Annotated in this window: 17 protein-coding genes and 1 tRNA gene; 11 read left to right on the top strand and 7 right to left on the bottom strand. The window is 68.1% G+C overall.

Going from position 1 to position 21,200, the window contains the following annotated elements; all coding sequences use genetic code 11:
• Positions 1–6 precede the first annotated feature (6 nt).
• Together rng and DIE23_RS13025 are read left to right on the top strand one after the other, a co-directional pair.
• Positions 7–1,476, top strand: a complete 1,470-nt coding sequence (rng, locus tag DIE23_RS13030; RefSeq protein ID WP_124612498.1) for a ribonuclease G — start codon at positions 7–9, stop codon at positions 1,474–1,476.
• A gap of 204 nt (positions 1,477–1,680) precedes the next feature.
• Positions 1,681–1,757, top strand: a tRNA-Met gene (locus DIE23_RS13025).
• A gap of 59 nt (positions 1,758–1,816) precedes the next feature.
• On the opposite strand, the gene DIE23_RS13020 is transcribed toward DIE23_RS13025, so the two are convergent.
• Both DIE23_RS13020 and DIE23_RS13015 read right to left on the bottom strand, forming a co-directional pair.
• Positions 1,817–2,200 (bottom strand): DUF1493 family protein, encoded by a 384-nt coding sequence (locus DIE23_RS13020; protein WP_124612497.1) that lies wholly within the window; start codon positions 2,198–2,200, stop codon positions 1,817–1,819.
• A gap of 2 nt (positions 2,201–2,202) precedes the next feature.
• Positions 2,203–2,634, bottom strand: coding sequence for an STM2901 family protein (locus DIE23_RS13015; RefSeq protein WP_124612562.1), 432 nt, complete (start codon positions 2,632–2,634; stop codon positions 2,203–2,205).
• Positions 2,635–2,929: 295 nt separating this feature from the next.
• Between DIE23_RS13015 and DIE23_RS13010 the strand changes: the two genes are divergently transcribed.
• The 5 genes from DIE23_RS13010 to DIE23_RS12990 all read left to right on the top strand — a co-directional run bounded on the left by DIE23_RS13010 (position 2,930) and on the right by DIE23_RS12990 (position 7,922).
• Positions 2,930–3,265: a YggL family protein gene (locus tag DIE23_RS13010; protein ID WP_124612496.1), complete on the top strand. Its 336-nt coding sequence runs from the start codon at positions 2,930–2,932 to the stop codon at positions 3,263–3,265.
• A gap of 429 nt (positions 3,266–3,694) precedes the next feature.
• Positions 3,695–4,837: a collagen-like triple helix repeat-containing protein gene (locus DIE23_RS13005; RefSeq protein ID WP_124612495.1), complete on the top strand. Its 1,143-nt coding sequence runs from the start codon at positions 3,695–3,697 to the stop codon at positions 4,835–4,837.
• A gap of 257 nt (positions 4,838–5,094) precedes the next feature.
• Complete coding sequence (locus DIE23_RS13000; protein ID WP_124612494.1) at positions 5,095–6,057, top strand: PRC-barrel domain-containing protein; 963 nt, start codon at positions 5,095–5,097, stop codon at positions 6,055–6,057.
• A complete protein-coding gene (locus tag DIE23_RS12995; RefSeq protein ID WP_124612493.1) occupies positions 6,054–7,313 on the top strand; it encodes an MFS transporter in 1,260 nt (419 codons plus the stop codon). The genes DIE23_RS13000 and DIE23_RS12995 overlap by 4 nt, the downstream gene beginning before the upstream one ends.
• Positions 7,314–7,349: 36 nt before the next feature.
• Complete coding sequence (locus DIE23_RS12990; RefSeq protein ID WP_124612492.1) at positions 7,350–7,922, top strand: aromatic acid exporter family protein; 573 nt, start codon at positions 7,350–7,352, stop codon at positions 7,920–7,922.
• A 58-nt stretch (positions 7,923–7,980) separates the two neighbouring features.
• On the opposite strand, the gene DIE23_RS12985 is transcribed toward DIE23_RS12990, so the two are convergent.
• Both DIE23_RS12985 and msbA read right to left on the bottom strand, forming a co-directional pair.
• A complete protein-coding gene (locus DIE23_RS12985) occupies positions 7,981–8,370 on the bottom strand; it encodes an RcnB family protein (protein WP_124612491.1) in 390 nt (129 codons plus the stop codon).
• Positions 8,371–8,462: 92 nt separating this feature from the next.
• Entirely contained in the window at positions 8,463–10,214 is a 1,752-nt protein-coding gene (gene msbA, locus DIE23_RS12980) for a lipid A export permease/ATP-binding protein MsbA (protein ID WP_260436052.1), read from the bottom strand.
• A 223-nt stretch (positions 10,215–10,437) separates the two neighbouring features.
• Here msbA and DIE23_RS12975 point away from each other — a divergent pair, with 223 nt between their 5' ends.
• From DIE23_RS12975 to DIE23_RS12965, 3 genes are all read left to right on the top strand, one after another.
• On the top strand, positions 10,438–11,190 hold the full coding sequence (locus DIE23_RS12975; protein WP_124612489.1) for a glycosyltransferase family 2 protein: 753 nt from the start codon (positions 10,438–10,440) through the stop codon (positions 11,188–11,190).
• Positions 11,191–11,335: 145 nt separating this feature from the next.
• Positions 11,336–12,178, top strand: coding sequence for a glycosyltransferase family 2 protein (locus tag DIE23_RS12970; protein WP_124612488.1), 843 nt, complete (start codon positions 11,336–11,338; stop codon positions 12,176–12,178).
• Positions 12,179–12,312: 134 nt separating this feature from the next.
• A complete protein-coding gene (locus DIE23_RS12965) occupies positions 12,313–13,593 on the top strand; it encodes an O-antigen ligase (protein WP_124612487.1) in 1,281 nt (426 codons plus the stop codon).
• A gap of 128 nt (positions 13,594–13,721) precedes the next feature.
• Here the strand turns inward: DIE23_RS12965 and DIE23_RS12960 are convergent, their stop codons facing one another.
• The 3 genes from DIE23_RS12960 to dnaE form a co-directional block, all read right to left on the bottom strand.
• Positions 13,722–14,900, bottom strand: coding sequence for a glycosyltransferase family 9 protein (locus tag DIE23_RS12960; protein WP_124612486.1), 1,179 nt, complete (start codon positions 14,898–14,900; stop codon positions 13,722–13,724).
• A 246-nt stretch (positions 14,901–15,146) separates the two neighbouring features.
• On the bottom strand, positions 15,147–16,241 hold the full coding sequence (locus tag DIE23_RS12955) for a glycosyltransferase family 9 protein (protein WP_124612485.1): 1,095 nt from the start codon (positions 16,239–16,241) through the stop codon (positions 15,147–15,149).
• A gap of 326 nt (positions 16,242–16,567) precedes the next feature.
• Positions 16,568–20,101, bottom strand: a complete 3,534-nt coding sequence (dnaE, locus tag DIE23_RS12950; RefSeq protein ID WP_124612484.1) for a DNA polymerase III subunit alpha — start codon at positions 20,099–20,101, stop codon at positions 16,568–16,570.
• A 221-nt stretch (positions 20,102–20,322) separates the two neighbouring features.
• Here dnaE and DIE23_RS12945 point away from each other — a divergent pair, with 221 nt between their 5' ends.
• Positions 20,323–21,180: a sulfurtransferase gene (locus DIE23_RS12945; protein ID WP_124612483.1), complete on the top strand. Its 858-nt coding sequence runs from the start codon at positions 20,323–20,325 to the stop codon at positions 21,178–21,180.
• Positions 21,181–21,200: the final 20 nt, after the last annotated feature.

Here is a 21,200-nt window from a genome sequence, read left to right as displayed (position 1 = left end):
CGCACCATGAACGAAGAAATCCTGATCAACCTCACGCCGCAGGAAACGCGGGTCGCACTCGTCCAGCAAGGCGCGGTGCAGGAGCTTCACGTCGAGCGCACGCTGTCGCGCGGGCGCGTCGGCAACATCTACCTCGGCAAGGTCGTGCGCGTGCTGCCCGGCATGCAGTCGGCGTTCATCGACATCGGCCTCGAACGCGCGGCATTCCTGCACGTCGCGGACATCTGGCATCCGCGCCTCGCCGGCGAACCGCAGTCGGGCGCGCCGCATCAACCGATCGAGAAGACCGTGTTCGAAGGCCAGACGCTGATGGTCCAGGTGATCAAGGATCCGATCGGCACGAAGGGTGCGCGACTGTCGACGCAAGTCAGCATCGCGGGCCGCACGCTCGTCTACCTGCCGCAGGAGCCGCACATCGGCATCTCGCAGAAGATCGAGAGCGAGGCCGAGCGCGAGGCCGTGCGTGCGCGGCTGACCGCCGTGATCCCGCCGGACGAGAAAGGCGGCTACATCGTGCGCACGATCGCCGAGGACGCGACCTCCGACGAACTGGCCGGCGACGTCGCCTACCTGCGCAAGACCTGGGCGACCATCGTGGCCCAGGCGCAGCGGCTGCCGGCGACGAGCCTGCTGTACCAGGATCTCGATCTCGCGCAGCGCGTGCTGCGCGATTTCGCGAACGACGACACGACGCGCATCCAGGTCGATTCGCGCGAGACGTACCAGCGCCTCGCGGAATTCGCGGGCGAGTTCACGCCGGCGGTGAGCCCGAAGCTGCATCATTACACCGGCGAGCGGCCGCTGTTCGACCTGTACAACATCGAGACGGAGATCCAGCGCGCGCTGTCGCGCCGCGTCGACCTGAAGTCGGGCGGCTACCTGATGATCGACCAGACCGAGGCGATGACGACGATCGACGTGAACACCGGCGGCTACGTCGGTGCGCGCAATTTCGACGACACGATCTTCAAGACCAACCTCGAGGCCGCGCATACGATCGCGCGGCAGCTGCGGCTGCGCAACCTCGGCGGGATCATCATCATCGACTTCATCGACATGGAGAACGCCGAACATCGCGACGCGGTGCTGTCGGAGCTGAAGAAGGCGCTGTCGCGCGACCGCACGCGCGTGACGGTCAACAGCTTCTCGCAGCTCGGGCTCGTCGAGATGACGCGCAAGCGCACGCGCGAATCGCTCGCGCACGTGCTGTGCGAGCCGTGCCCGACCTGCCAGGGCAAGGGCCAGGTGAAGACGTCGCGCACCGTGTGCTACGACATCCTGCGCGAGATCCTGCGCGAGTCGCGCCAGTTCAACCCGCGCGAATTCCGCGTGATCGCCGCGCAGCAGGTGATCGACCTGTTCCTCGACGAGGAATCGCAGCATCTCGCGATGCTGATCGACTTCATCGGCAAGCCGGTGTCGCTGCAGGTCGAGTCGAACCTGAGCCAGGAGCAGTACGATATCGTGTTGATGTAGGGTGATCCGCGGCGATCTCCGAACAGGGAGATCGCCGCCAACCCTTGCTGCGGGCGTCGAGCAAAAATATCGGTTATCTCGCCGATCTTCGAGGGCTCAGGCAACGTAAGCGAACACCCCCTGGCGGGCGAAGCACGGTCGCTCGAGTCCAATGTGGTTCACAGACCGTTTGACGCACCGCAGCAGTGCCACTATAATTCGCGCCGCGGGGTGGAGCAGTCTGGCAGCTCGTCGGGCTCATAACCCGAAGGTCATAGGTTCAAATCCTATCCCCGCAACCAACATCGAAGCCCGCTTTGCGACAGCAAGCGGGCTTTTTGCATTTCGCCGATTCGATTGTTCATTTCCCGCGGGCGACGTGGTCTCGTGCAGCGCGCTCGATCGCGTCCGTATCCCATCGGCCGATGCGCATCGCTTCTTCCAGCATGCCGAGTGTAAGGGCCACACGCGGCGGCTTGCGGTAACGCTCGGAAAACAACCCGAGAAACGTCGCCACCATCTCCTGCCCCTCAGGGCCGAAGTAGCGGTCGTAAGGAAAGTCGGCCGCATGCACACCGAACGTTTCCGCCCATTTGTCGATGAATTCGATTGCGTCGATTCCCGTCACGCGCAGATCCTCTTCGAGACGTGACGACGGTTCGATCCGCAACTTGCCGCCGAACAACGGACGGCCAAGCTCTTCGCGCGTGAAGGCAGCCAGCTTTTCCCACATATCGGTAGGCACGATCAGAACACCCTGTTTTCTGGTTTGACGATGCCGTTATACCGACGCACCGTGTTGAACATGATTGCGACCGCGTCGGCGGCCAGGAAAACTTCCCCGACCACGGGAATGGATCGGCCAACCCATGCGCCGAGATTCTTCGTGGACGCGATACGTACGCCGTGAGCGCCCACCGACATGATCATTGGCAATCGCATTCTCATCCGAATCGGCAACAGCTTGCGCGCAGTGATTGACGCGACCGATGTGCCCTTGGTGGCCGAAGCGAATTTTCCGGGGGCCGGTACATCGGCTTGACCTTGCAAGATGGCCGCAGCAGCTGCCAGGTCATCAAACCCGACGCGTATCTGGATCTCATCGACCGCGATCCAGAAAAACAGATCTCCCGGCGTAAGATCGACGCGACCATTGTACGAATAGCGATTGTCCGACATGCGGCCCTCGTTGTTGTTCGAATAGCCGCTGACCTTAGCAAAGCCGAAGAGGCTCGCCATCCCTGTATCATTCGAGTCATACGTACAGTGCGCCACCGGGCCAGGCCACACCGTGAAAACCACATCGAGCAATTGTTTAACAATGGTTTCCTGAAGCAATCGCGCGACAACACCATATCGCGACGGCGCAACGCTCGCCCCTTTCGCTGCGGGCGCGGGCTGCGCGGCACGTCGATATGGCGCACGCACCCGCCGCCGCGCTATCCTTTCCCACCTTTCATTCACACGTCACACCATGAGCCAACGCCACAACCGCCGCCAGCGCAAGAAACTCCACATCGCCGAGTTCCAGGAACTCGCGTTCAACGCGACCGCGCAATATCGCAACGAACTGACCGACCTCGAGCGCGGCCAACTGATCGATTCGTTCATCGATTACGTCGAAGCGAACGGGCTGCTGACCGTCGCATCCGCTGACGAAGGGATCGGCGCCTATGTGATCTCCGGCGCGCCGCGCGGCACGACGACCGATGCCGACCGCGAGAACGTGCGCGCCTGGCTGGCCGCACGTCCGGAACTGACCGACGTCCGGGTCAGCGAATTCACCGACGCGTGGTATCCGGACGCCTGACGTTCCAGCTCCGCTCCTCGGGCAGCGCCCGCGCCTGCCCGCCACGATGGCGGGCCAGGCAGGCGCCCCCTCCCCCTCCCTCCCCCTCATCACACGACTCGCCTCGCGTCGACCGTGATTACCCCGATTCCGGCAGTGAATCGGACGCCTACTTCAATTTAACGATCATTAAAAGACGACTCGCGCCGACCGCCCTACTCTGATCACACGAATCCGGTGATTTCCGGCACGATCGGCAAGCAAGACGAAAGAATGCAAACGGTTCGTCCTGCAAGCGCTCCGGGTTCCGGTTCAGGCGAATATGCGACGCGGCGACAGGTCAATCAGGGAGACAACAACCATGCGCGCGCCGCTTCACTTCCGCAGCGACGACACATCGGTGCACACGAAAGCCGCCTGATCCATTTCCATAATCGAGACGAGGACGACATGAATACGCGCACCACCCATCAAGCAGGACTCCGAATGATCATGATCGCGGCCGGCGCCGCGGCGCTGATGTCGCTGTCCGCGTGCGGCGGCTCCGGCTCGCTGAGCCAAGGCACCGGCGGCTCCGGATCGGGGTCCGGCGACACGACGGCGTCGACCGGCGGCGCGGGCAACAGCGCGAGCGGCACGTCGGCCAATGGGGTCGGCCAGACGACCGCGGCGTCGAGCAACATCGTGACGGCCGGCGGCGGCGCCATATCGGGCGTCGGCACGGCGATCGCGGCGCAGTCGCTGCCCGGCACGAATCCCGCCACGACGCAGGGGCTCGGCACGGTCGTGCAGGATGTCGGCGCGGCCGTCACGACGCTCGGCACCGGCCTCGGCTCGGGCCTCGGCCAGCTCGGCGCGTCGCCGAATCCGGTCGGCACGACGGTCGCGAGCACGGGGGGCGTGGTCACGAACCTCGGCCAGGCCGTCGCCGCGACGGGCGGCGTCGTGTCCAGCCTCGGCGCCAGCGGTTCGGCCCTGGCGCCGCTCGCGCCGGTCACGTCGCCCGTCGGCGGTGCCGTGACGACGCTCGGCAACACGATCGCGGGCGGCGGCGCGACGCTCGGCACGCAACTGTCGACCGGCCCGGTCGCGCAAGTGACGGGCGCGGCCAGCTCGGCGATCACGCCGATCACGACGACGGTCGGCTCGGTCACGCAGACGGTCGCGGCAAGCACGCCGCTCGGCGCGCCGTTGACGAACCTCGTGACGACCGTCGGCAACGGCGTCGCGAACGCCGGCACGACACTCGCGAATACCGGCAACAATCCGGTCACGACCGGCGTCGGCAACGTCGTGACCGCGACCGGCAACACGGTCGCGACCGCCGGCACCGCCCTGCAAGGCGGCGGCGCCGCCGCGACGAATCCGCTCGCCCCGGTGACGGGGCTCCTGTCGACGGGCGCGCTCGCCGGCACGACGGGTGGCAGCAACCCGGCAGGCGCGCTCGCGTCGGCGGTCGGCACCGTGACGGCAGCGGCCGGCAGCTCGCCGGTCGGCGGCCTGACGGGCGGCAGCGGTACCGGCGCGCTGTCGAGGACCGGCGGCGGCCTGCTCGCCCCCGTGACGACGACGCTCGGCGCGCTGGTCAAGTAACGCCACACCGGCAGCCCGTGCGGCGCCCGTCCCGTCGTCGACGGCCGGGCGCCGTGCTCGTTGCGGCACCCGACGCCGCCCGCCTTGCGATCGATCCTCGATCTTTCCCCGTCGTCCCGCGCCCGGTCTTCCGCATAAATCGGTCCTGAAAGGAAGACACGTTAAACTCTCACCTCGCGTGGTGCGCCGCCCGCACCCGCCATCCATCGCCAGCCGCGAGCCTCCGGGCCCGCCCCCGACCCATGGAGTGAGTGTCAATGAGCGGCGGACTTCCGTTTCCCGCATCCCGCATGTCGTTCCCGTCCTCGACGGTCTTCCTCGTTCTCGCAGCCGCCGCGCTGCTGTCCGGCTGCGGGCTGCTGCCGACGCAGAATCCGCCCGCGCCGATCAGCGAGGCGCTCGTCGAACCCATCGAGGAAGCCGCCGGCGAACCGCTGACGATGCCGCCCGTGCCCGCGCCGACGCAGCCTGAGGAACCGGAAGCGCCGAAGAAGCCGCACCGCGAGGTGGTCCGGCCGAAGCCCGTGCAGCGCCCCGAAACGCCGACTCCGCCGCCTCCGCCGCCGGCCCCGCTCGTCGCGACGCGCACGCTCGAGCGCACCCAGATCCATGCGCTGCTCGACAGCGAAGTCGCGCGCCGCAACGGCAAGGTGATCGGCCGCGCGGTCGACATGGTGGCCGACGCGAGCGGCAAGCCGCGCGAGATGATCGTCAACCTGCAGGGCTTCATGGGCATCGGCGACCGCAAGGTCATCTTCCCGTGGAACGTGTTCCGCTTCACGCCGGGCGGCAAACAGGAGCCGATCGTGCTCGACGTTCCGTCGGGAGACCTGCCCCCGGCCGCGCGGCCCAAGGCCGTGCCGTTGTCGGGTTCGGCCGCTGCATCGCCCGCGACGCGACTGCCGATGCTCGACAGCGAGGTCGAGCGCCCGAACGGCACGAAGATCGGCCGCGTCGTCGACGTGCTGATCGACCGCGCCGCGCAGCCGCAGGCTGTCGTGCTCGACCTGGGCGGACTCGTCAATACCGACCGCCGTTCGATCGCCGCGAGCTGGGGCGCGCTGCGCTTCGTCACGCGCGACAAGGCGCTGCATCCGCAGCTCGACCTGAACGATGCGCAGATCAAGGCGTCGCCGCCCTACGCGGCCGACAGGCCGATCGTCGCGGTCTACCCGCCCGTTGCCCCGGCACCGGCTTCGTCTGCGAGTGCGACCCGATGACGATCAAGCATTCCGTCAGCGTTCGCAGTCTTCGAGCCCTCGACTGGCTCAACTTTTTCGTTGCAAACGTTCAAACCGGGTTCGGTCCGTTCATCGCGTCCTACCTCGCGTCGCACAAGTGGACGCAGGGCGAGATCGGCATGGTGCTGTCGATCGGCACAATCAGCGCGATGGTCAGCCAGGTGCCGGGCGGCGCCGCCGTCGACGCGCTGAAGAACAAGAAAGGCGCGGCCGCGTGGGCGATCGCGGCCATCATCCTGTCCGCGGTGCTGCTCGCGTCGAGCCCGACGATCGTGCCGGTGATCGCGGCCGAAGTATTCCACGGCTTCGCGAGTTGCATGCTCGTGCCGGCGATGGCCGCGATCTCGTTCTCGCTGGTCGGCCGCGCCGACCTCGGCGACCGGCTCGGCCGCAACGCACGCTGGGCGTCGATCGGCAGCGCGGTCGCGGCAGGGCTGATGGGGCTCACCGGCGAGTATTTCTCCGCGCGCGCGGTGTTCTGGCTGACCGCGGTGCTGGCGTTGCCCGCACTGTTCGCGCTCGCGATGATCCAGCCGACGCACGAGGTGATCCCGCATTCGTCGAAGCCCGACGATCACGACGAAGGCGAGGAACGCGAAACGCTGCTCGAACTGCTGCGCGATCGCAGGATGCTGATCTTCGCGGCATGCGTGGTGTTGTTCCACCTGTCGAACGCGGCGATGCTCAACCTCGCGGCCGGCGAAGTGACGGCCGGGATGGGCGAAAACGTGCAGCTCGTGATCGCCGCGTGCATCATCGTGCCGCAGGCGATCGTCGCGATGCTGTCGCCGTGGGTCGGCCGCTCCGCGCAACGCTGGGGACGCCGGCCGATCCTGCTGCTCGGCTTCTCGGCGCTGCCGGTGCGCGCGCTGCTGTTCGCCGGCGTGAGCAGCCCGTACCTGCTCGTGCCGGTGCAGATGCTCGACGGCATCAGCGCGGCCGTGTTCGGCGTGATGCTGCCGCTGATCGCGGCCGACGTCGCGGGCGGCAAGGGCCGCTACAACCTGTGCATCGGGCTGTTCGGGCTCGCGGCCGGGATCGGCGCGACGCTCAGCACGGCCGTGGCCGGCTATATCGCCGATCACTTCGGCAACGCGGTCAGCTTCTTCGGGCTCGCCGCCGCCGGCACGCTCGCGGTGCTGCTCGTCTGGCTCGCGATGCCCGAAACGCGCGTCGACAACGGCGACGCGACCGCCGACGAACCGGCCGCCGCGTCTTCCGAACAGGCGCCCTGACGCACGCGCACCGCACCCGCTTCCTGGCCCGACACGATGGATACCATCAGGACACTCAACGAAGCCCGCCAGCAGATCCAGCAGTCGATCTTCGATCTGTTCAAGGGGCTGACCTTCGGCGAACGGCTCACGCAAGGCGCGCTGATGGCGCTGCAGGCCGTCTGCGGCGCGTGCCTCGCGTATGCGATCGGCCGCGCGCTGCACACCGAGCAGGCCGTGTGGGCGGCGATCACCGCGATCGCCGTCACGCAGCACAACTATTCGGACACGATGTCGCTGTCGCGCGACCAGTTCATCGGCGCGATGATCGGTGGCCTGGTCGGCTTCGCGGGTGCCGCGCTCGGCGGCGACCGCCTCGTCGCCTATGCGCTTGCGGTCGCGATCACGATCGTCAGCTGCTGGTGCCTGAACGTCGGCAGCGCGGCGCGGCTCGGCGGCGTCACCGCGACGATCGTGCTGCTGTTTCCGGGCAACGGCCCGTTATGGGACATTCCGCTGATGCGGCTCGGGGAAGTCGCGCTCGGCACCGTCTGCGCGCTGACGGTGTGCTGGGCGATGTCGCGGATCGAGCGACGCTGGTTCCGCCGGACGGCGGACAAGGACAAGTGACGCGGTTGCCGGGTCGCACGCCCCGGCAACCGGACGAATCGATGATCGGCAGGAAGCGTTACGGGCCGACCCGCAGCACGATGCCCGAGCCGATCTGCACGAGCAGGTAGTCGCCGCCGACCCCAACCCATTGATAACCGCGCGGCGGCGCGCTCAGGTGGTAGCCGCGCCAGTCCTCGACCACGTACTGGCGATCGCGGAATTCGCCGGGCAGCCGGTCGCCCTTGTGCCATTCGCGACGCGGCTGGTCGGCCCAGCGCGGCGGCACGTCGTCTTCGTGGCGCATCTGGCCGGGCGGCATGTGCTTCGGGCCGTGGCCGCGCTGCATGCCGTGATTACCGTGGTCCCCGTGGTTGTCGTAGTTGCCGTGATCCTGAGCCATCGCGACCGGCGCTGCGAAACCCGCCGCGACCAGCGCGGCCAGCATCATCCCGTGCATCTTCCTCATTGTCCTTCCCTCCGTGTTGTCACGTCGAACCGGAAACAACTGGAACAACCGCACCTGCCCGATCAAGACTAGCACACCGGCGTGACCCGACGTCACGCCGCCTGCTGCTGGTACTGGATCCGGTGCAGGTGCGCGTACAGCCCGCCGTGGCGCAGCAGTGCGTCGTGGCTGCCCTCTTCGACGATCTTGCCGGCTTCGAGCACGAGGATCCGGTCCGCGCGCTCGATCGTCGACAGCCGGTGCGCGATCACGAGCGTCGTGCGCCCTTCCATCAGCCGCTCGAGCGCGGCCTGCACGTGACGCTCGGATTCCGAGTCGAGCGCGGAGGTCGCCTCGTCGAGGATCAGGATCGGCGCGTCCTTGTAGATCGCGCGCGCGATCGCGAGCCGCTGCCGCTGGCCACCCGATAGACGCATCCCGTTGCCGCCGACCAGCGTGTCGAGCCCGTCGGGCATCGCGGCGACCGCGTCGGCAAGGTTCGCGGCCTCGAGCGCCGCCTGCACGCGTGCGCGGTCGGGCGTCTGCCCGTACGCGACGTTCGCGGCGATCGTGTCGTTGAACAGCACGACGTCCTGGCTGACCATCGCCATCTGGCCGCGCAGCGCGTGGATGTCGTAGTCGGCCACCGGCACGCCGTCGACCAGGATCGCGCCGCCCGTCGGATCGAAGAAGCGCGGCAGCAGGTTCACGAGGGTCGTCTTGCCGCTGCCCGACGGCCCCGCGAGCGCGATCATCTCGCCCGGCGCGACCTTGAACGAGACGCGGTCGAGCGTCGGCCGCTCGGAGGCGCCGTAGTCGAACGACACGTCGCGGAATTCGATCTCGCCGCGCGCGTGCGGCAGCGCGCGGCCGCCGCCCTGCGGCTCGGCCGGCTCGTCGATCAGCCCGAAGATCAGCTCGGCGGCCGTCATCCCGCGCTGCAGCGGCTGGTTGACGTCGATCAGGTGCTTGAGCGGCGAAATCACCAGCAGCATCGACGTGACGAACGCGACGAAGCCGCCGACCGTCGTCTGGTCGTTGGTCGACTGCACGACCGCGATCGTGATCACGACCGCGAGCGCGATCGACGCGAGGAACTGCGTCAGCGGCTGCGCGAGGCCGCCCGAGATCGTCATGCGCATCGCATAGCCGCGCAGGCGCTTGCTCATCGTCGTGAAGCGGTCCATCTCGTATGCTTCGCCGTTGTGCACCTTGACGACCTTGTAGCCGCCGACCGTCTCCTCGACGATGTACGACAGCTCGTTGGTCAGCGTCTGGTGCTCGCGGTTCAGGCGGCGCAGGCGGCGGTTGATCTTGCTGACGAGCCAGCCGATGCCCGGCAGGATCACCGCGACGATCAGCGTGAGCCGCCAGTTCAGGTAGAACAGGTAGCCGAGCAGGAACACCACGGTCAGCGAGTCGCGCACGAGCGTGACCATCACGCCGGTCAACACCGACAGGATCTGGTTGACCTCGAACACGATCGCGTTGATCACGGTGCTCGCGGTCTCGCGCTGGAAGAACGACGCGCCCGTGTGGATCATCCGCCGGAACATCTCGAGCCGCAGCTGCAGCAGGATGCGGTTCGACACGTAGTTGAGCAGGTAGTTGGACGTGTACTGCGACACGCCGCGCACGAGCGCGAGGCCGATCACCGCGATCGGCACGTACCATTTCGCGCGGTCGCTGCCGTGCGAGCCGAAGCCGTGGTCGAGCAGCGGCTTGAGCAGTGCCGGGATCCCGGCTTCCGTGGCCGCGACGACGCCCATCGTCATCACGGCGAGCAGCACGATGCCGATGAGCGGCCGGATGTACGGCCACAGGCGCTTGAGGACCGTGGCCGGCGACGTACCGGTGCCGTCCATCGGTTTGCGAAGAGTGTTCTGGGTTTCCAAGGCAATCCTTCTTGAGCCGCGACGCGGCGCCCGGGGCGTGGCTGCCCGGGATTCGCCCCGTCCGGCGGGTGCCGAAAAAGGCCCAACATTATAGCTGTACCGCCTCCGCCGGCATCGCCGTCGCCGAAGCGGCCACCGGCTGGCGCGCGGGTATACTGCCGCTCACCGTTTTCTCCGCCTTTTCGACGATTTCATGGCAGAACCCACCCTCGGCGTCGCCCTCATCGCCCTCAACGCGGCCGCGCGGCTCGCGCAGTGCCTCGACGCGCTGACCTTCGCCGACGACGTCGTCGTGATCGACGGCGGCAGCACCGACGATACCGTCGCGATCGCCCGCGCGCACGGCGCCCGCGTGATCGTCGAGCGCGACTGGCCCGGTTTCGGCCCGCAGAAGAACCGCGCGCTCGACGCGCTCGACACCGACTGGATCCTGTCGCTCGACACCGACGAGGTGGTCAGCCCGGAACTCGCGCAGTCGATCCGCGCGGCCATCCGCGCGCCGGCCGCGCAGGTCTATGCGCTCGACCGGCTGTCGAGCTTCTGCGGCCAGTGGATCCGCCATAGCGGCTGGTATCCGGACTGGGTGCCGCGCCTGTTCCGGCGCGGCACCGCCCGCTTCTCCGACGATCTGGTGCACGAACGGCTCGTGTTCGACACGCCCGCGCAGCGGCTGCCGGGCAAGCTCATGCACTATTCGTACGATGATTTCGAAACCGTCGTGCGCAAGCTCGATGCGTATTCGACGGCCGGCGCGCGCCAGCGCCGCGCGGCCGGCCAGCGCGGCGGCTTCGGCAAGGCGCTCGCGCGCGGCGCGTGGGCGTTCGTGCGGACCTACCTGCTGCGGCGCGGGTTTCTCGACGGCCGCGCGGGCTTCATGATCGCCGTGTTCAACGCGGAAACCGTCTACTACCGGTTCCTGAAGCTCGGCCACGAACCGGCCCGCTGAGCGCGCCCCCGCCCTGCCCCCACCCCGACGCCGCCGGCAGGCGCCGGCCCGGCGTTACAATGCCGGGCTGCCCGCACGCCATGCGCACCCAAGCGCGGCGCCGCGCCACGCGCCGCCGACACGACGACCACCGAATCCGACCGCCATGTTCTCCATCATCATCCCGACCTGGAACAACCTGCCGTACCTCAAGCTCGTCGTCGACAGCCTGCGCCGTCATTCCGCATACGACCACCAGATTATCGTGCACGTCAACGACGGCTCGGACGGCACGCTCGACTGGGTGCGCAGCGAAGGCATCGAGCACACCGCGTCGCCGGCCAACATCGGCATCTGCCACGCGGTGAACCTGGCCGCCGCGCGCGCATCGCGCGACTACGTCGTCTACATGAACGACGACATGTACTGCTGCCCGGGGTGGGACACGGCGCTCGTGCGGCGCATCGAACAGATGCCGACCGACCTGTTCATGCTGTCCGGCACGATGGTCGAGCCTGTCGACACCCGCAACCCGTGCGTCGTCGTCAGCAATTTCGGCCGCGACGCCGACCAGTTCGACGCGGCCGGCCTCGTCGCGGCCACGCCGCGGCTCGCGCGCGCGGACTGGCTCGGCTCGACCTGGCCGCCGACGCTCGTGCACCGCGACTGGTGGAACCGCATCGGCGGCTACAGCAGCGAACTGTCGCCGGGGATGAGCAGCGACAACGACTTCTCGATGAAATTCTGGGACGCCGGCTGCCGGATCTTCCTCGGCGTCGGCGACAGCCTCGTCTATCACTTCCAGCAGAAGAGCACCGGCAAGATCGTCAAGAACGACGGCCGCCGCCAGTTCCTCAACAAATGGGGCATGACGCAGGCCACGTTCGACCGCTATTACCTGCATCGCGGCGAGCCGGCCGGCGGACGCCTCGCGCTCGACACGCCGGCCGTCGAAGGGCGCCTCAAGCGCGCCCTGCTGCGCTCGCGGATCAAGCGCGCATTCAGCTGATCGGACCCCGGAAACGGCACGGAAACGCCCGCGGCTTCGCGTATACTGCGCGCTTCGTCCCGCGCGGTGCCGCCGGGACGCGCGGCGCGCAGCACGGTGCCCGCATGCCGCAATCGTCCATTCGACAGGTTCCGATGCTTTCGTTTTCCGCTCCCGCCACGCGGCGCCTGACCGCCGCCCGCGCCTTCGCCGTCATCGCGCTCTGCATGGTGCCCGTCTCGACCGCGCTGACCAATGTGTTCTGCGGGCTGTTCGCGGCCGCACTCGTCATCTCCCCCGAATTCTGGCGCGACCTGCGCACGTTCGTCACCGAACCCGCGTCGCTCGCGGCGCTCCTGATCCTCGCGGCGCTGACCGCGAGCGTCACCTATACGGTCGCGCCGCACCCGAAGGCGTGGAACTGGGTCGCCAAGTACGACAAGCTGCTGCTGCTGCCGTTTGCCGTACTCGCCTTCCGCCATTCGAACTGGGCGCCGATCGTGCGGCGCGCGTGGTTCGGCACGCTGTGCGTGATCCTGCTGCTGTCGACCACCAACTATCTCGGGCTGACCGCGATCGGGCCCGCGCATGGGACCGAACTGCCGCTGTCGCGCGCCTGGGTGTTCAAGAACCACATCGCGGCCGGCATGTTCGGCGCGCTGCTGTTCTACCAGGCGGCCGACCTCGCGCTGTCGGCCCGCACCGCGCTGTCGCGTGCCGCGTATGCCGGCGTCGCCGCGTGGTCGCTGATCAACGTGTTCGTGATGCTGCAGGGACGCACCGGGCAGGTCATCGCGTTGCTGCTGATCCTCGTCGTGGCGGTGCGTTTCGTGCTGCTGCTGCGCCGCCAGTCGGCGCTGCTCGCGGGGCTCGCCGCCGGTGCGCTGGTCCTGGCGGGCGCCGCGCTCGTCGCCGCCGCATGCACGGTGAACAACGGACGGCTCGTGAAGGTCGTGTCGGAAGTGCAGCAGTATCGGCAGAGCGATGCGATCACGTCGACCGGACTGCGTCTCGAGTGGTACAAGAAGGGGCTCGAGCTGTATCGCCAGCACCCCGTGATCGGCTACGGCGCGGGCGGCCTCGAGTTCGAATTCCAGAAGCTCACGGCGGGCAAGACGGCGGCCGAAGGCCAGCTCACGTCGAATCCGCATAACGAATACCTGTTGATGGCCGTGCAGCTCGGCACGCTCGGCGTATTGCTGTTCCTGAACCTGATCGTGCAGATCGCGCGCGGCAGCCGCGCGCTCGATCCGCGTTCGCGGCACTTGCTGTTCGCGTGGCTCGCGATCTTCACGATCGGCAGTCTCGCGAATTCGCTGCTGCTCGATTTCGCCGAAGGTCACCTGCTGGTGCTGCTCGCCGGCATCCTGCTCGGCTGCGGCGCGCGCGGCGAAGCGCTGCCGCGCGAAACGTCGGCGATCCGGCGCAGCGCGTAACGCATCAGGCGGCGGGCAGTACGCGGCCGCCTGGCGCCGGTTCGGCCCAACGGCGGCGCACGCGCGCCGTCGACGCGTCGTGCCGCCACTCCCCGCTTTCAAATCAGGAAGCGTCCGGCTTTCGTGCGTCAGTCCGAGCGCGTGCGATGCAGTCGCGACGTATCGATGACCGCGTCGGCGGCGCCCGGCGGATTCAGCCCGAGCATCTCGGCCGCCGCCGCCTTCACACGCTGCGTGCCGAGATTGACGAGACAGTCGCTATGGCTGTCGACATGGCGCTCGCAGCCTTCGTGCCGGCACGGCACGCAATCGCCTTCGCCCTGCAGCAGCCACACGTTGCCGTGCCGCGCAGAACCGCGCAGCGCCCACGGGTTCTCGGTGGCCGGCCAGTGCTGCGGCCACGGCCCCCAGCGCACCGGATCGGACGGACCGAACAGCGCGATCGTGTCGGTGCCCGTCGCGGCCGCAACGTGCGTCGCGCCCGTATCGGGCCCGATGAACAGCCGCGCACGCCGCACCAGCTCCGCGCTTTCGCCGAACGTGAGACGGCCGACCAGGTTCAGCACGTCGCCGCCCGCCTCGGCCGCGACCTGCTCCGCGTACTCGCGCTCGCGATCGGCCGGGCCGCCCGACAGCGCGATCGCAAACCCCTGCGCGCGCAGCCATTCGATCATCTCGACCCACCCGTCGAGCCGCCATTGCTTGTAGCGGAACATCGGATACGGATGCAGCACGACGAGCGGCTTGCCGCCGCGGATCGCCGGCGATTCGGCGAGCCACGCGTCGAAACGCGCGCGTCGCGCGGGATCGTCGCCGATGCCCGGCGCGACGACCTCGGATACCGGCTCGATGCCGATCACCGGTGCGAGCGCGAGCGTGCTGACGACCGTATGCGCGGACTCGTGATGATTGATCGCGATGCCGTTCAGCATCATTCGAGTCAGCCACGTGACGCGGTTCGAATCAACGAGGCCGACGCGCTTGCGGCCGGCGAACCAGCTATAGAAGCGCGGCCGGTCGGAGCTGAGCGCCGCGCACGCGAGATCGTAGCGGCGCCACATCGACAGCGCGTCGCGCAGCCGCTCGCGAAACCCCGCGCGCTGCGCGACGACGATCACGTGCCGCACGTCCGGGTTGTGCTCCAGCACGCCCTCGGTGCCGCGAAACACCAGCATGTCGATCTGCGCATCGGGCCAGCGCGCCTTCAGCGAACGCACGAGCGGCGTCGTCAGCAGCACATCGCCGATACGACGCGGTGCTGCGACGAGGATGGTTCTGGGTGGGCGGGCGGAAGAAAACAGGGCCACGGCGATCGTTCCGTCTAGCTGGCAGGACAAGGCTCGCAATGTACAGGATTTTGCAGCCGGTGGCGTGGCGCCGGGCAGCGGGCGTCGGCGACACGCCGCGGCCGGCGGCCAGCGCCGCCTGGCCGGCAGCGCGGCAGGCAACAACGCACCGGGCGCGGCGGGGCCTGCGGCCACCGCGCGTCCTTGCGCCCGCTTGCCCGTCCAGCAGCGGTACCGGCAGTGCCGGCGCCACCTGCCTTCCGGGGGCTACGAAACGATCGCGCCGGCCCCGGGTGCCGCAAGCGTGGCGGCCGGGAGCGGCAGTGCGCCGCCGATCGCGTCGTCGGGCTGTCCGGCCGGCGTCAACAGATGAAGCACCGCACGCTCGAGCGCGTCGACGCCGATCGCGTCAACCGTCGCGCCGGCCCGCACGATCATGTGCGGCACGCCGAGCGGATGCCAGCGCCGGTATTTCTCGGGACGGTCCTCGAACAGCGCGGCGACCGGCACGCCGAGCGCCGACGCGAGATGCACGGGGGCGCTGTCGGCCGACACGATCGCGTCGAGGAGGCTCGCGGCGGCCACCAGTTCGGCGACCGATGACGGCACGACATGCCGGGCATTCACGTCCCGCCACGCGTCGCGATCGGCGTCGGTCTCGGCCGACACGGCGGGATCGCGGAACACGATCACGTCGGCGAACGGTGCAAGCCGCCGGCCGAGGTCGCGCCATCGATCGGCCGGCCAGCGCCGCTCGGCCGCCTTGTTCGACACGAACAGCCCGACGCGCGGTTTCGTGTGCGGCCCGAGCAGCCGATACCACGTGTCCTGCAGCGCGCGGTCCGGGTGCACGGACAGCGCGAGACCGTCGAGATCGGTGCGGCCGAGTTCGGGCACGAGCCGGAATCCCGACAACGCTTCATGGCACATCGGCCGCGACGCGACGTGTTCGGGCTTGCGATCGTCGAATTCGGAATCGGCATCGTGCCAGCGGCAATCCGTCACACCGAGCTGCCGCGCGAACTGGATGCTGCTGCGATGCATGCCGCCGTTCGGCACGACCACGAGGTCGAACCGCAGGCGGCGCAGCCGGCGCACGAGCCGCAGCCGGTCGAAGAACGCGCGCATCCGTCCGGGGCGGTCGTTGCGCTCGCACTGACGGCTGTACACGTACGTATGGACCGTGTGCACGTCCGGGTTGCCGGCCAGCGCGGCCGCGTTGTAACGGTTCGCGACCACGTGCAGGTCCGCCCCGGGCCAGCGCTGTTTCAGCGCGCCGAGAAAAGCGGTCGTGCACAGCATGTCGCCCAGAAAATCAATCCGGATCACGAGGATCCGCCCCGTCGGTTTCCCGTTATCCATTGTTGTGGTGGTGCTGTCGGTATTTTTGTCGTCGCGTACCGACCGGCATCCGGGCTTGCGTCTCCGTGCCGGCCTCGTCGCGTGGTCGCCCGCGGCACCGCGCTGCATCGCGTGCCGCGCGGACCCGTCCCCGTTTTCACGCCCGCGATGTCGCCGCCGGCCGGCGGACGGACTGCGGCCGGGGGGTACATCTGCATCGCGCGCGACGGATTGTATAGCGTCCGGATGACAGCCCCAAGCACCCGCCAGAATGAAAACGGCCCGCCGCACCGCACGATGGCGACGCGACGGGCCGCACAGGCGACGACCGTCCGGCGGGGACGCGGTCAGTACGTAATTTCGACGATGCTGCCGTCGAACGTCGCGCGCAGCTCCGCGAGCAGCGTGTCGCTCGGCTTCACGCGCCACGCGTCGCCCAGACGCATTTCGCCCTGCGCGCGCGCGTTGCTGTAGTGGACCTGGACCGCAAGCCCGTTCGGCAGCGGTGCCTGCGGGCGACGGCCGCCGTCGCGTCCGCCGCCGCGCGGCGCGGGCGCCTCGACCGCGGGCGCGGCCGCCGGATCGTCCTTCGACACGTGCGGCTCGAGCACGCGGCGCAGCGCCGCCGCATCCGCGTTGCCGTTCATCGTGAGCCGCACCGCCTGCGCATAGCGGCTGCGCGCGCGTTCGAGATCCATCACCGTGTCGGCCGTGAAGCGGATGCCGCCGGTGAACGCATCGTTGCGCGCCTGCCCCTGCACGATCAGCAGTTCGTCTTCCTTGAACAGCGCCTTGTTCGCCTCGAACTGCTCGTTGAAGATCGTGATCTCGCACTGGCCCGAACCGTCGTCGAGCAACGCGATCAGCATCTTGCCGCGCTGGGTCATCTGCGTGCGCAACGACGCGATGATGCCCGCGACGAGCTTGTCGCGCCCTTCCTTCAGGTCGCCGACCTTCTGCCGCACGAACCGGCGCACTTCGTCGCGATACGCATCGAACAGGTGGCCGGACAGGTAGAAGCCGAGCGCGCCCTTCTCTTCCTGCAGGCGGCGCTTGTCGTCCCACGCGGGTTCGTCGACGAGCGCATGCGCGTGCGGCGACTCGGCCCCCATGTCGAACAGGCCGGCCTGCATCGCATTCGCCGCGGCCTGGTCGGCCGCTTCCATCGCGAGCGGCACCGACGCGAGCATCTGCGCGCGGTTCGCGTTCAGCGAATCGAACGCGCCGGCGCGGATCAGCGCCTCGACCGTGCGGCGGTTGACGACGCGCCGGTCGATCCGCTCGCAGAAGTCGAACAGGTCGGTGAACGGCTTTTCCTCGCGCGCGCGCAGGATTTCCTCGATCGCGTTCTGGCCGCTGCCCTTCACCGCGCCGAGGCCGTAGCGGATCGTGCGCGAGCGCCGGCCGTCGGCTTCGGCGACCGGCTCGAACCGGTAATGCGAAGCGTTGATGTCCGGCGGCAGCACGGCGAGGTTGTTCACGACGCAGTCGTCGAACAGGATCTTCACCTTGTCGGTGTCGTCCATCGCGAGCGTCATGTTGGCCGCCATGAATTCGGCCGGATGGTGCGCCTTCAGCCACGCGGTGTAATACGCGAGCAGCGCGTAGGCCGCCGCGTGCGACTTGTTGAAGCCGTAGCCCGCGAACTTCTCCATCAAGTCGAAGATCTCGTCGGACTTCTCGCGCGTGAGGCCGTTCGTCGCCGCACCCTCGGCGAAGATTTCGCGGTGCTTGGCCATCTCCTCGGGCTTCTTCTTGCCCATCGCGCGACGCAGCAAGTCGGCGCCGCCGAGCGAGTAGCCGCCGATGATCTGCGCCATCTGCATCACCTGCTCCTGATAGACCATGATGCCGTAGGTCTCTTTCAGGACGGGTTCGACGCGCGGATCCGGATAGTCGACCTTCTCGCGGCCGTGCTTCCGTGCGCAGAAGCTCGGGATCAGATCCATCGGACCCGGACGGTACAACGACACGAGCGCGATGATGTCCTCGAAGCGGTCGGGCTGCGCGTCCTTCAGCATGCCCTGCATCCCGCGGCTTTCCAGCTGGAACACGGCGACCGTGTTGGCCTTCTTCAGGATCTGGAACGACGCCGGATCGTCGAGCGGCACCTGCGCGAGCGACCAGTCGGCCTTCGACGCATCGAGGCGGCGAATGTAGCGCTCGGCCCAGTCGAGGATCGTCAGCGTCGTGAGACCCAGAAAGTCGAACTTCACGAGGCCGACGGCTTCGACGTCGTCCTTGTCGTACTGGCTGACGACACCGCCGTCGTCGCCCTGCGTGTACAGCGGGCAGAAATCGGTCAGCTTGCCGGGCGCGATCAGCACGCCGCCCGCGTGCATCCCGACGTTACGCGTGAGGCCCTCGACGCGCTGCGCGAGGTCGAGCAGCTGGTGCACTTCGTCCTCGTGGTCGTAGCGCTCCTGCAGCTGCGGCTCTTCCTTCATCGCGTCGGCGATCGTCACGTGCTTGCCCGGCTTGAACGGGATCAGCTTCGCGACGCCGTCGGTGAACATGTAGCCGAGATCGAGCACGCGGCCGATGTCGCGCACGGCCGCCTTCGCGGCCATCGTGCCGAAGGTGGCGATCTGCGACACGGCGTCCGCGCCGTATTTTTCCTTCACGTACTGGATCACGCGATCGCGGCCGTGCTGGCAGAAGTCGATGTCGAAGTCGGGCATCGACACGCGTTCCGGATTCAGGAATCGCTCGAACAGCAGGTTGTAGCGCAGCGGGTCCAGATCGGTAATGCCGAGCGCGTACGCGACCAGCGAACCGGCACCCGAACCGCGGCCCGGGCCGACCGGCACGCCGTTGTTCTTCGCCCAGTTGATGAAGTCGGCAACGATCAGGAAGTAGCCGGGGAAGCCCATCTTCGTGATGGTCCCGCACTCGAATTCGAGCCGCTTGTAGTACGTGTCGCGCTGCGCGTCGCGCTCCGCGGCATCCGGATACAGCTGTTCGAGGCGCTTCTCGAGCCCCTCCTTCGACAGCTGGACCAGGTAGTCGTCGAGCGACATGCCGTCCGGCGTCGGGAACAGCGGCAGCTTCGGCTTGCCGAGCTCGAGCTTCAGGTTGCAGCGCTTCGCGATCTCGACCGTGTTCGCGACCGCCGACGGCAGGTCGGCGAACAGCGCGGCCATGTCGTCCTGCGTGCGGAAGTACTGATCGGTCGTGAAGCGCTTCTGGCGCCGCGGATTCGCGAGCATGTCGCCTTCCGAGATGCACACGCGCGCTTCGTGCGCGGTGAAATCGTCGTCGGTCATGAACTGCGTCGGATGCGTCGCGACGACCGGCAGCTTCAGCGACGCGGCGAGCGTCGCGGCCTGCTGGATGTACGCCTCGGCGCCCGGCTGGCCAAAACGCTGCAGCTCGATGTAGAAACCGCCCGGGAACACCTTCGCCCAGCGCTCGGCATGACGGCGCGCGGCTTCCTCGTTACCGGCCGCGAATGCGAGCCCGATATCGCCCTGCTGCGCGCCCGACAGCGCGAGCAGCCCGTGCGAGAGTTCGCCGTCGAGCCAGCTCGCGTCGAGCTCCGCGCGGCCGCGGTACTGGTTCGTGAGCCACGCCTTCGACAACAGCTCGCACAGGTTCAGGTAGCCGGTCTTGTCCTTCACCAGCAGCAGCAGGCGCGACGGTTTGTCGCGATCGTCCGGATTGGTGATCCAGACGTCACAGCCGGCGATCGGCTTGATGCCCTTGCCGCGGGCTTCCTGGTAGAAACGGACGAGGCCGAATGCGTTGCCGAGATCGGTGAGGGCGAGCGCGCCCTGGCCGTCTGCGGCGGCCGCCTTGACGATGTCGTCGAGGCGCACGATGCCGTCGGCAATCGAGAATTCGGAGTGAACGCGAAGATGGACGAAGCGGGGATCTGACATGGGCGACATTGTAGCCGCGTCGTCGCGCGGGCTGCCCAAAAAATCCCCGCGCCCGGCCGTTCGGCCGATGCGTGCGACGCCGGCCGAACGGCCAGGTGCCGGCGCCTGCGCAGTTTGCGGGATAATACGGGTTTTCGAATCATCGTCCCGGCTTCGCACCCTTTTTTGCGGGGCCGCCGTGCGCCCGCCGCACGGCCGCGGCCGTTTCCCGTCGGACCATCATGACCATCGTCAACCTCGCCGCCTACCACTTCGTGTCGCTCGACGCGACCGAGCAATGGCGCCCGCTCGTCACCGCCCGCTGCAACGAACTCGGCCTGCGCGGCACGATCCTGCTCGCGCCGGAAGGCATCAACCTGTTCATCGCCGGCCCGCGCGACGCGACCGACGCGTTCGTCGACTACCTCCGTCACGATCCGCTGTTCGAGGGCAAGTTCGCGACGCTGCAGTTCAAGGAGAGTCTGTCCGACTCGCAGCCGTTCCGCCGGATGCTCGTGCGCCTGAAGCGCGAGATCATCACGATGAAGAAGCCGGCGATCAAGCCGGAACTCGGCCGCGCGCCGTTCGTCGACGCCCGCACGCTGAAGGCGTGGCTCGACCGCGGCCACGACGACACGGGCCGCCCGGTCGTGATGCTCGACACGCGCAATGCATTCGAAGTGGACGTCGGCACGTTCGACGACGCGCTCGACTACCGGATCGACAAGTTCAGCGAGTTCCCGGAAGTGATCGACGCGAACCGCGCCGATCTCGAAGGCAAGACGGTCGTGTCGTTCTGCACCGGCGGTATCCGTTGCGAGAAGGCGGCGATCCACATGAAGGAAATCGGCATCGAGAACGTGTACCAGCTCGAGGGCGGGATCCTGAAGTATTTCGAGGAAGTCGGCGGTGCGCACTATCACGGCGACTGCTTCGTGTTCGACTACCGCACCGCGCTGAATCCGCAACTGCAGCCGACCGAGAACGTCACGTGCTTCGCGTGCCGCGCGGTCGTCACGCCGGAAGCCCAGCAATCGCCGAGCTACGTGCCCGGCAAGTCGTGCCCGGCCTGCGCGCAGGCAGCCAGCGCCGCCGCGTAAGCGCGCGTCGCTCCGCGTCC

This window comes from Burkholderia sp. Bp9143, assembly GCF_003853645.1.
Classification (GTDB): Bacteria; Pseudomonadota; Gammaproteobacteria; order Burkholderiales; family Burkholderiaceae; genus Burkholderia.
Note: the sequence above shows the minus strand (reverse complement) of the source record. Positions and strands in the feature narration are given on the sequence as shown.

Coding starts and splice junctions, on each gene's coding strand:
- DIE23_RS12945 (WP_124612483.1), top strand. CDS start 20,323: ATGACCATCGTCAACCTCGCCGCCTACCACTTCGTGTCGCTCGACGCG.
- DIE23_RS12970 (WP_124612488.1), top strand. CDS start 11,336: ATGTTCTCCATCATCATCCCGACCTGGAACAACCTGCCGTACCTCAAG.
- DIE23_RS12965 (WP_124612487.1), top strand. CDS start 12,313: ATGCTTTCGTTTTCCGCTCCCGCCACGCGGCGCCTGACCGCCGCCCGC.
- DIE23_RS13000 (WP_124612494.1), top strand. CDS start 5,095: ATGAGCGGCGGACTTCCGTTTCCCGCATCCCGCATGTCGTTCCCGTCC.
- DIE23_RS12990 (WP_124612492.1), top strand. CDS start 7,350: ATGGATACCATCAGGACACTCAACGAAGCCCGCCAGCAGATCCAGCAG.
- DIE23_RS13015 (WP_124612562.1), bottom strand. CDS start 2,634: ATGTCGGACAATCGCTATTCGTACAATGGTCGCGTCGATCTTACGCCG.
- DIE23_RS13005 (WP_124612495.1), top strand. CDS start 3,695: ATGAATACGCGCACCACCCATCAAGCAGGACTCCGAATGATCATGATC.
- rng (WP_124612498.1), top strand. CDS start 7: ATGAACGAAGAAATCCTGATCAACCTCACGCCGCAGGAAACGCGGGTC.
- DIE23_RS12955 (WP_124612485.1), bottom strand. CDS start 16,241: ATGGATAACGGGAAACCGACGGGGCGGATCCTCGTGATCCGGATTGAT.
- DIE23_RS13010 (WP_124612496.1), top strand. CDS start 2,930: ATGAGCCAACGCCACAACCGCCGCCAGCGCAAGAAACTCCACATCGCC.
- DIE23_RS12995 (WP_124612493.1), top strand. CDS start 6,054: ATGACGATCAAGCATTCCGTCAGCGTTCGCAGTCTTCGAGCCCTCGAC.
- DIE23_RS12975 (WP_124612489.1), top strand. CDS start 10,438: ATGGCAGAACCCACCCTCGGCGTCGCCCTCATCGCCCTCAACGCGGCC.
- msbA (WP_260436052.1), bottom strand. CDS start 10,214: ATGGACGGCACCGGTACGTCGCCGGCCACGGTCCTCAAGCGCCTGTGG.
- DIE23_RS12985 (WP_124612491.1), bottom strand. CDS start 8,370: ATGAGGAAGATGCACGGGATGATGCTGGCCGCGCTGGTCGCGGCGGGT.
- dnaE (WP_124612484.1), bottom strand. CDS start 20,101: ATGTCAGATCCCCGCTTCGTCCATCTTCGCGTTCACTCCGAATTCTCG.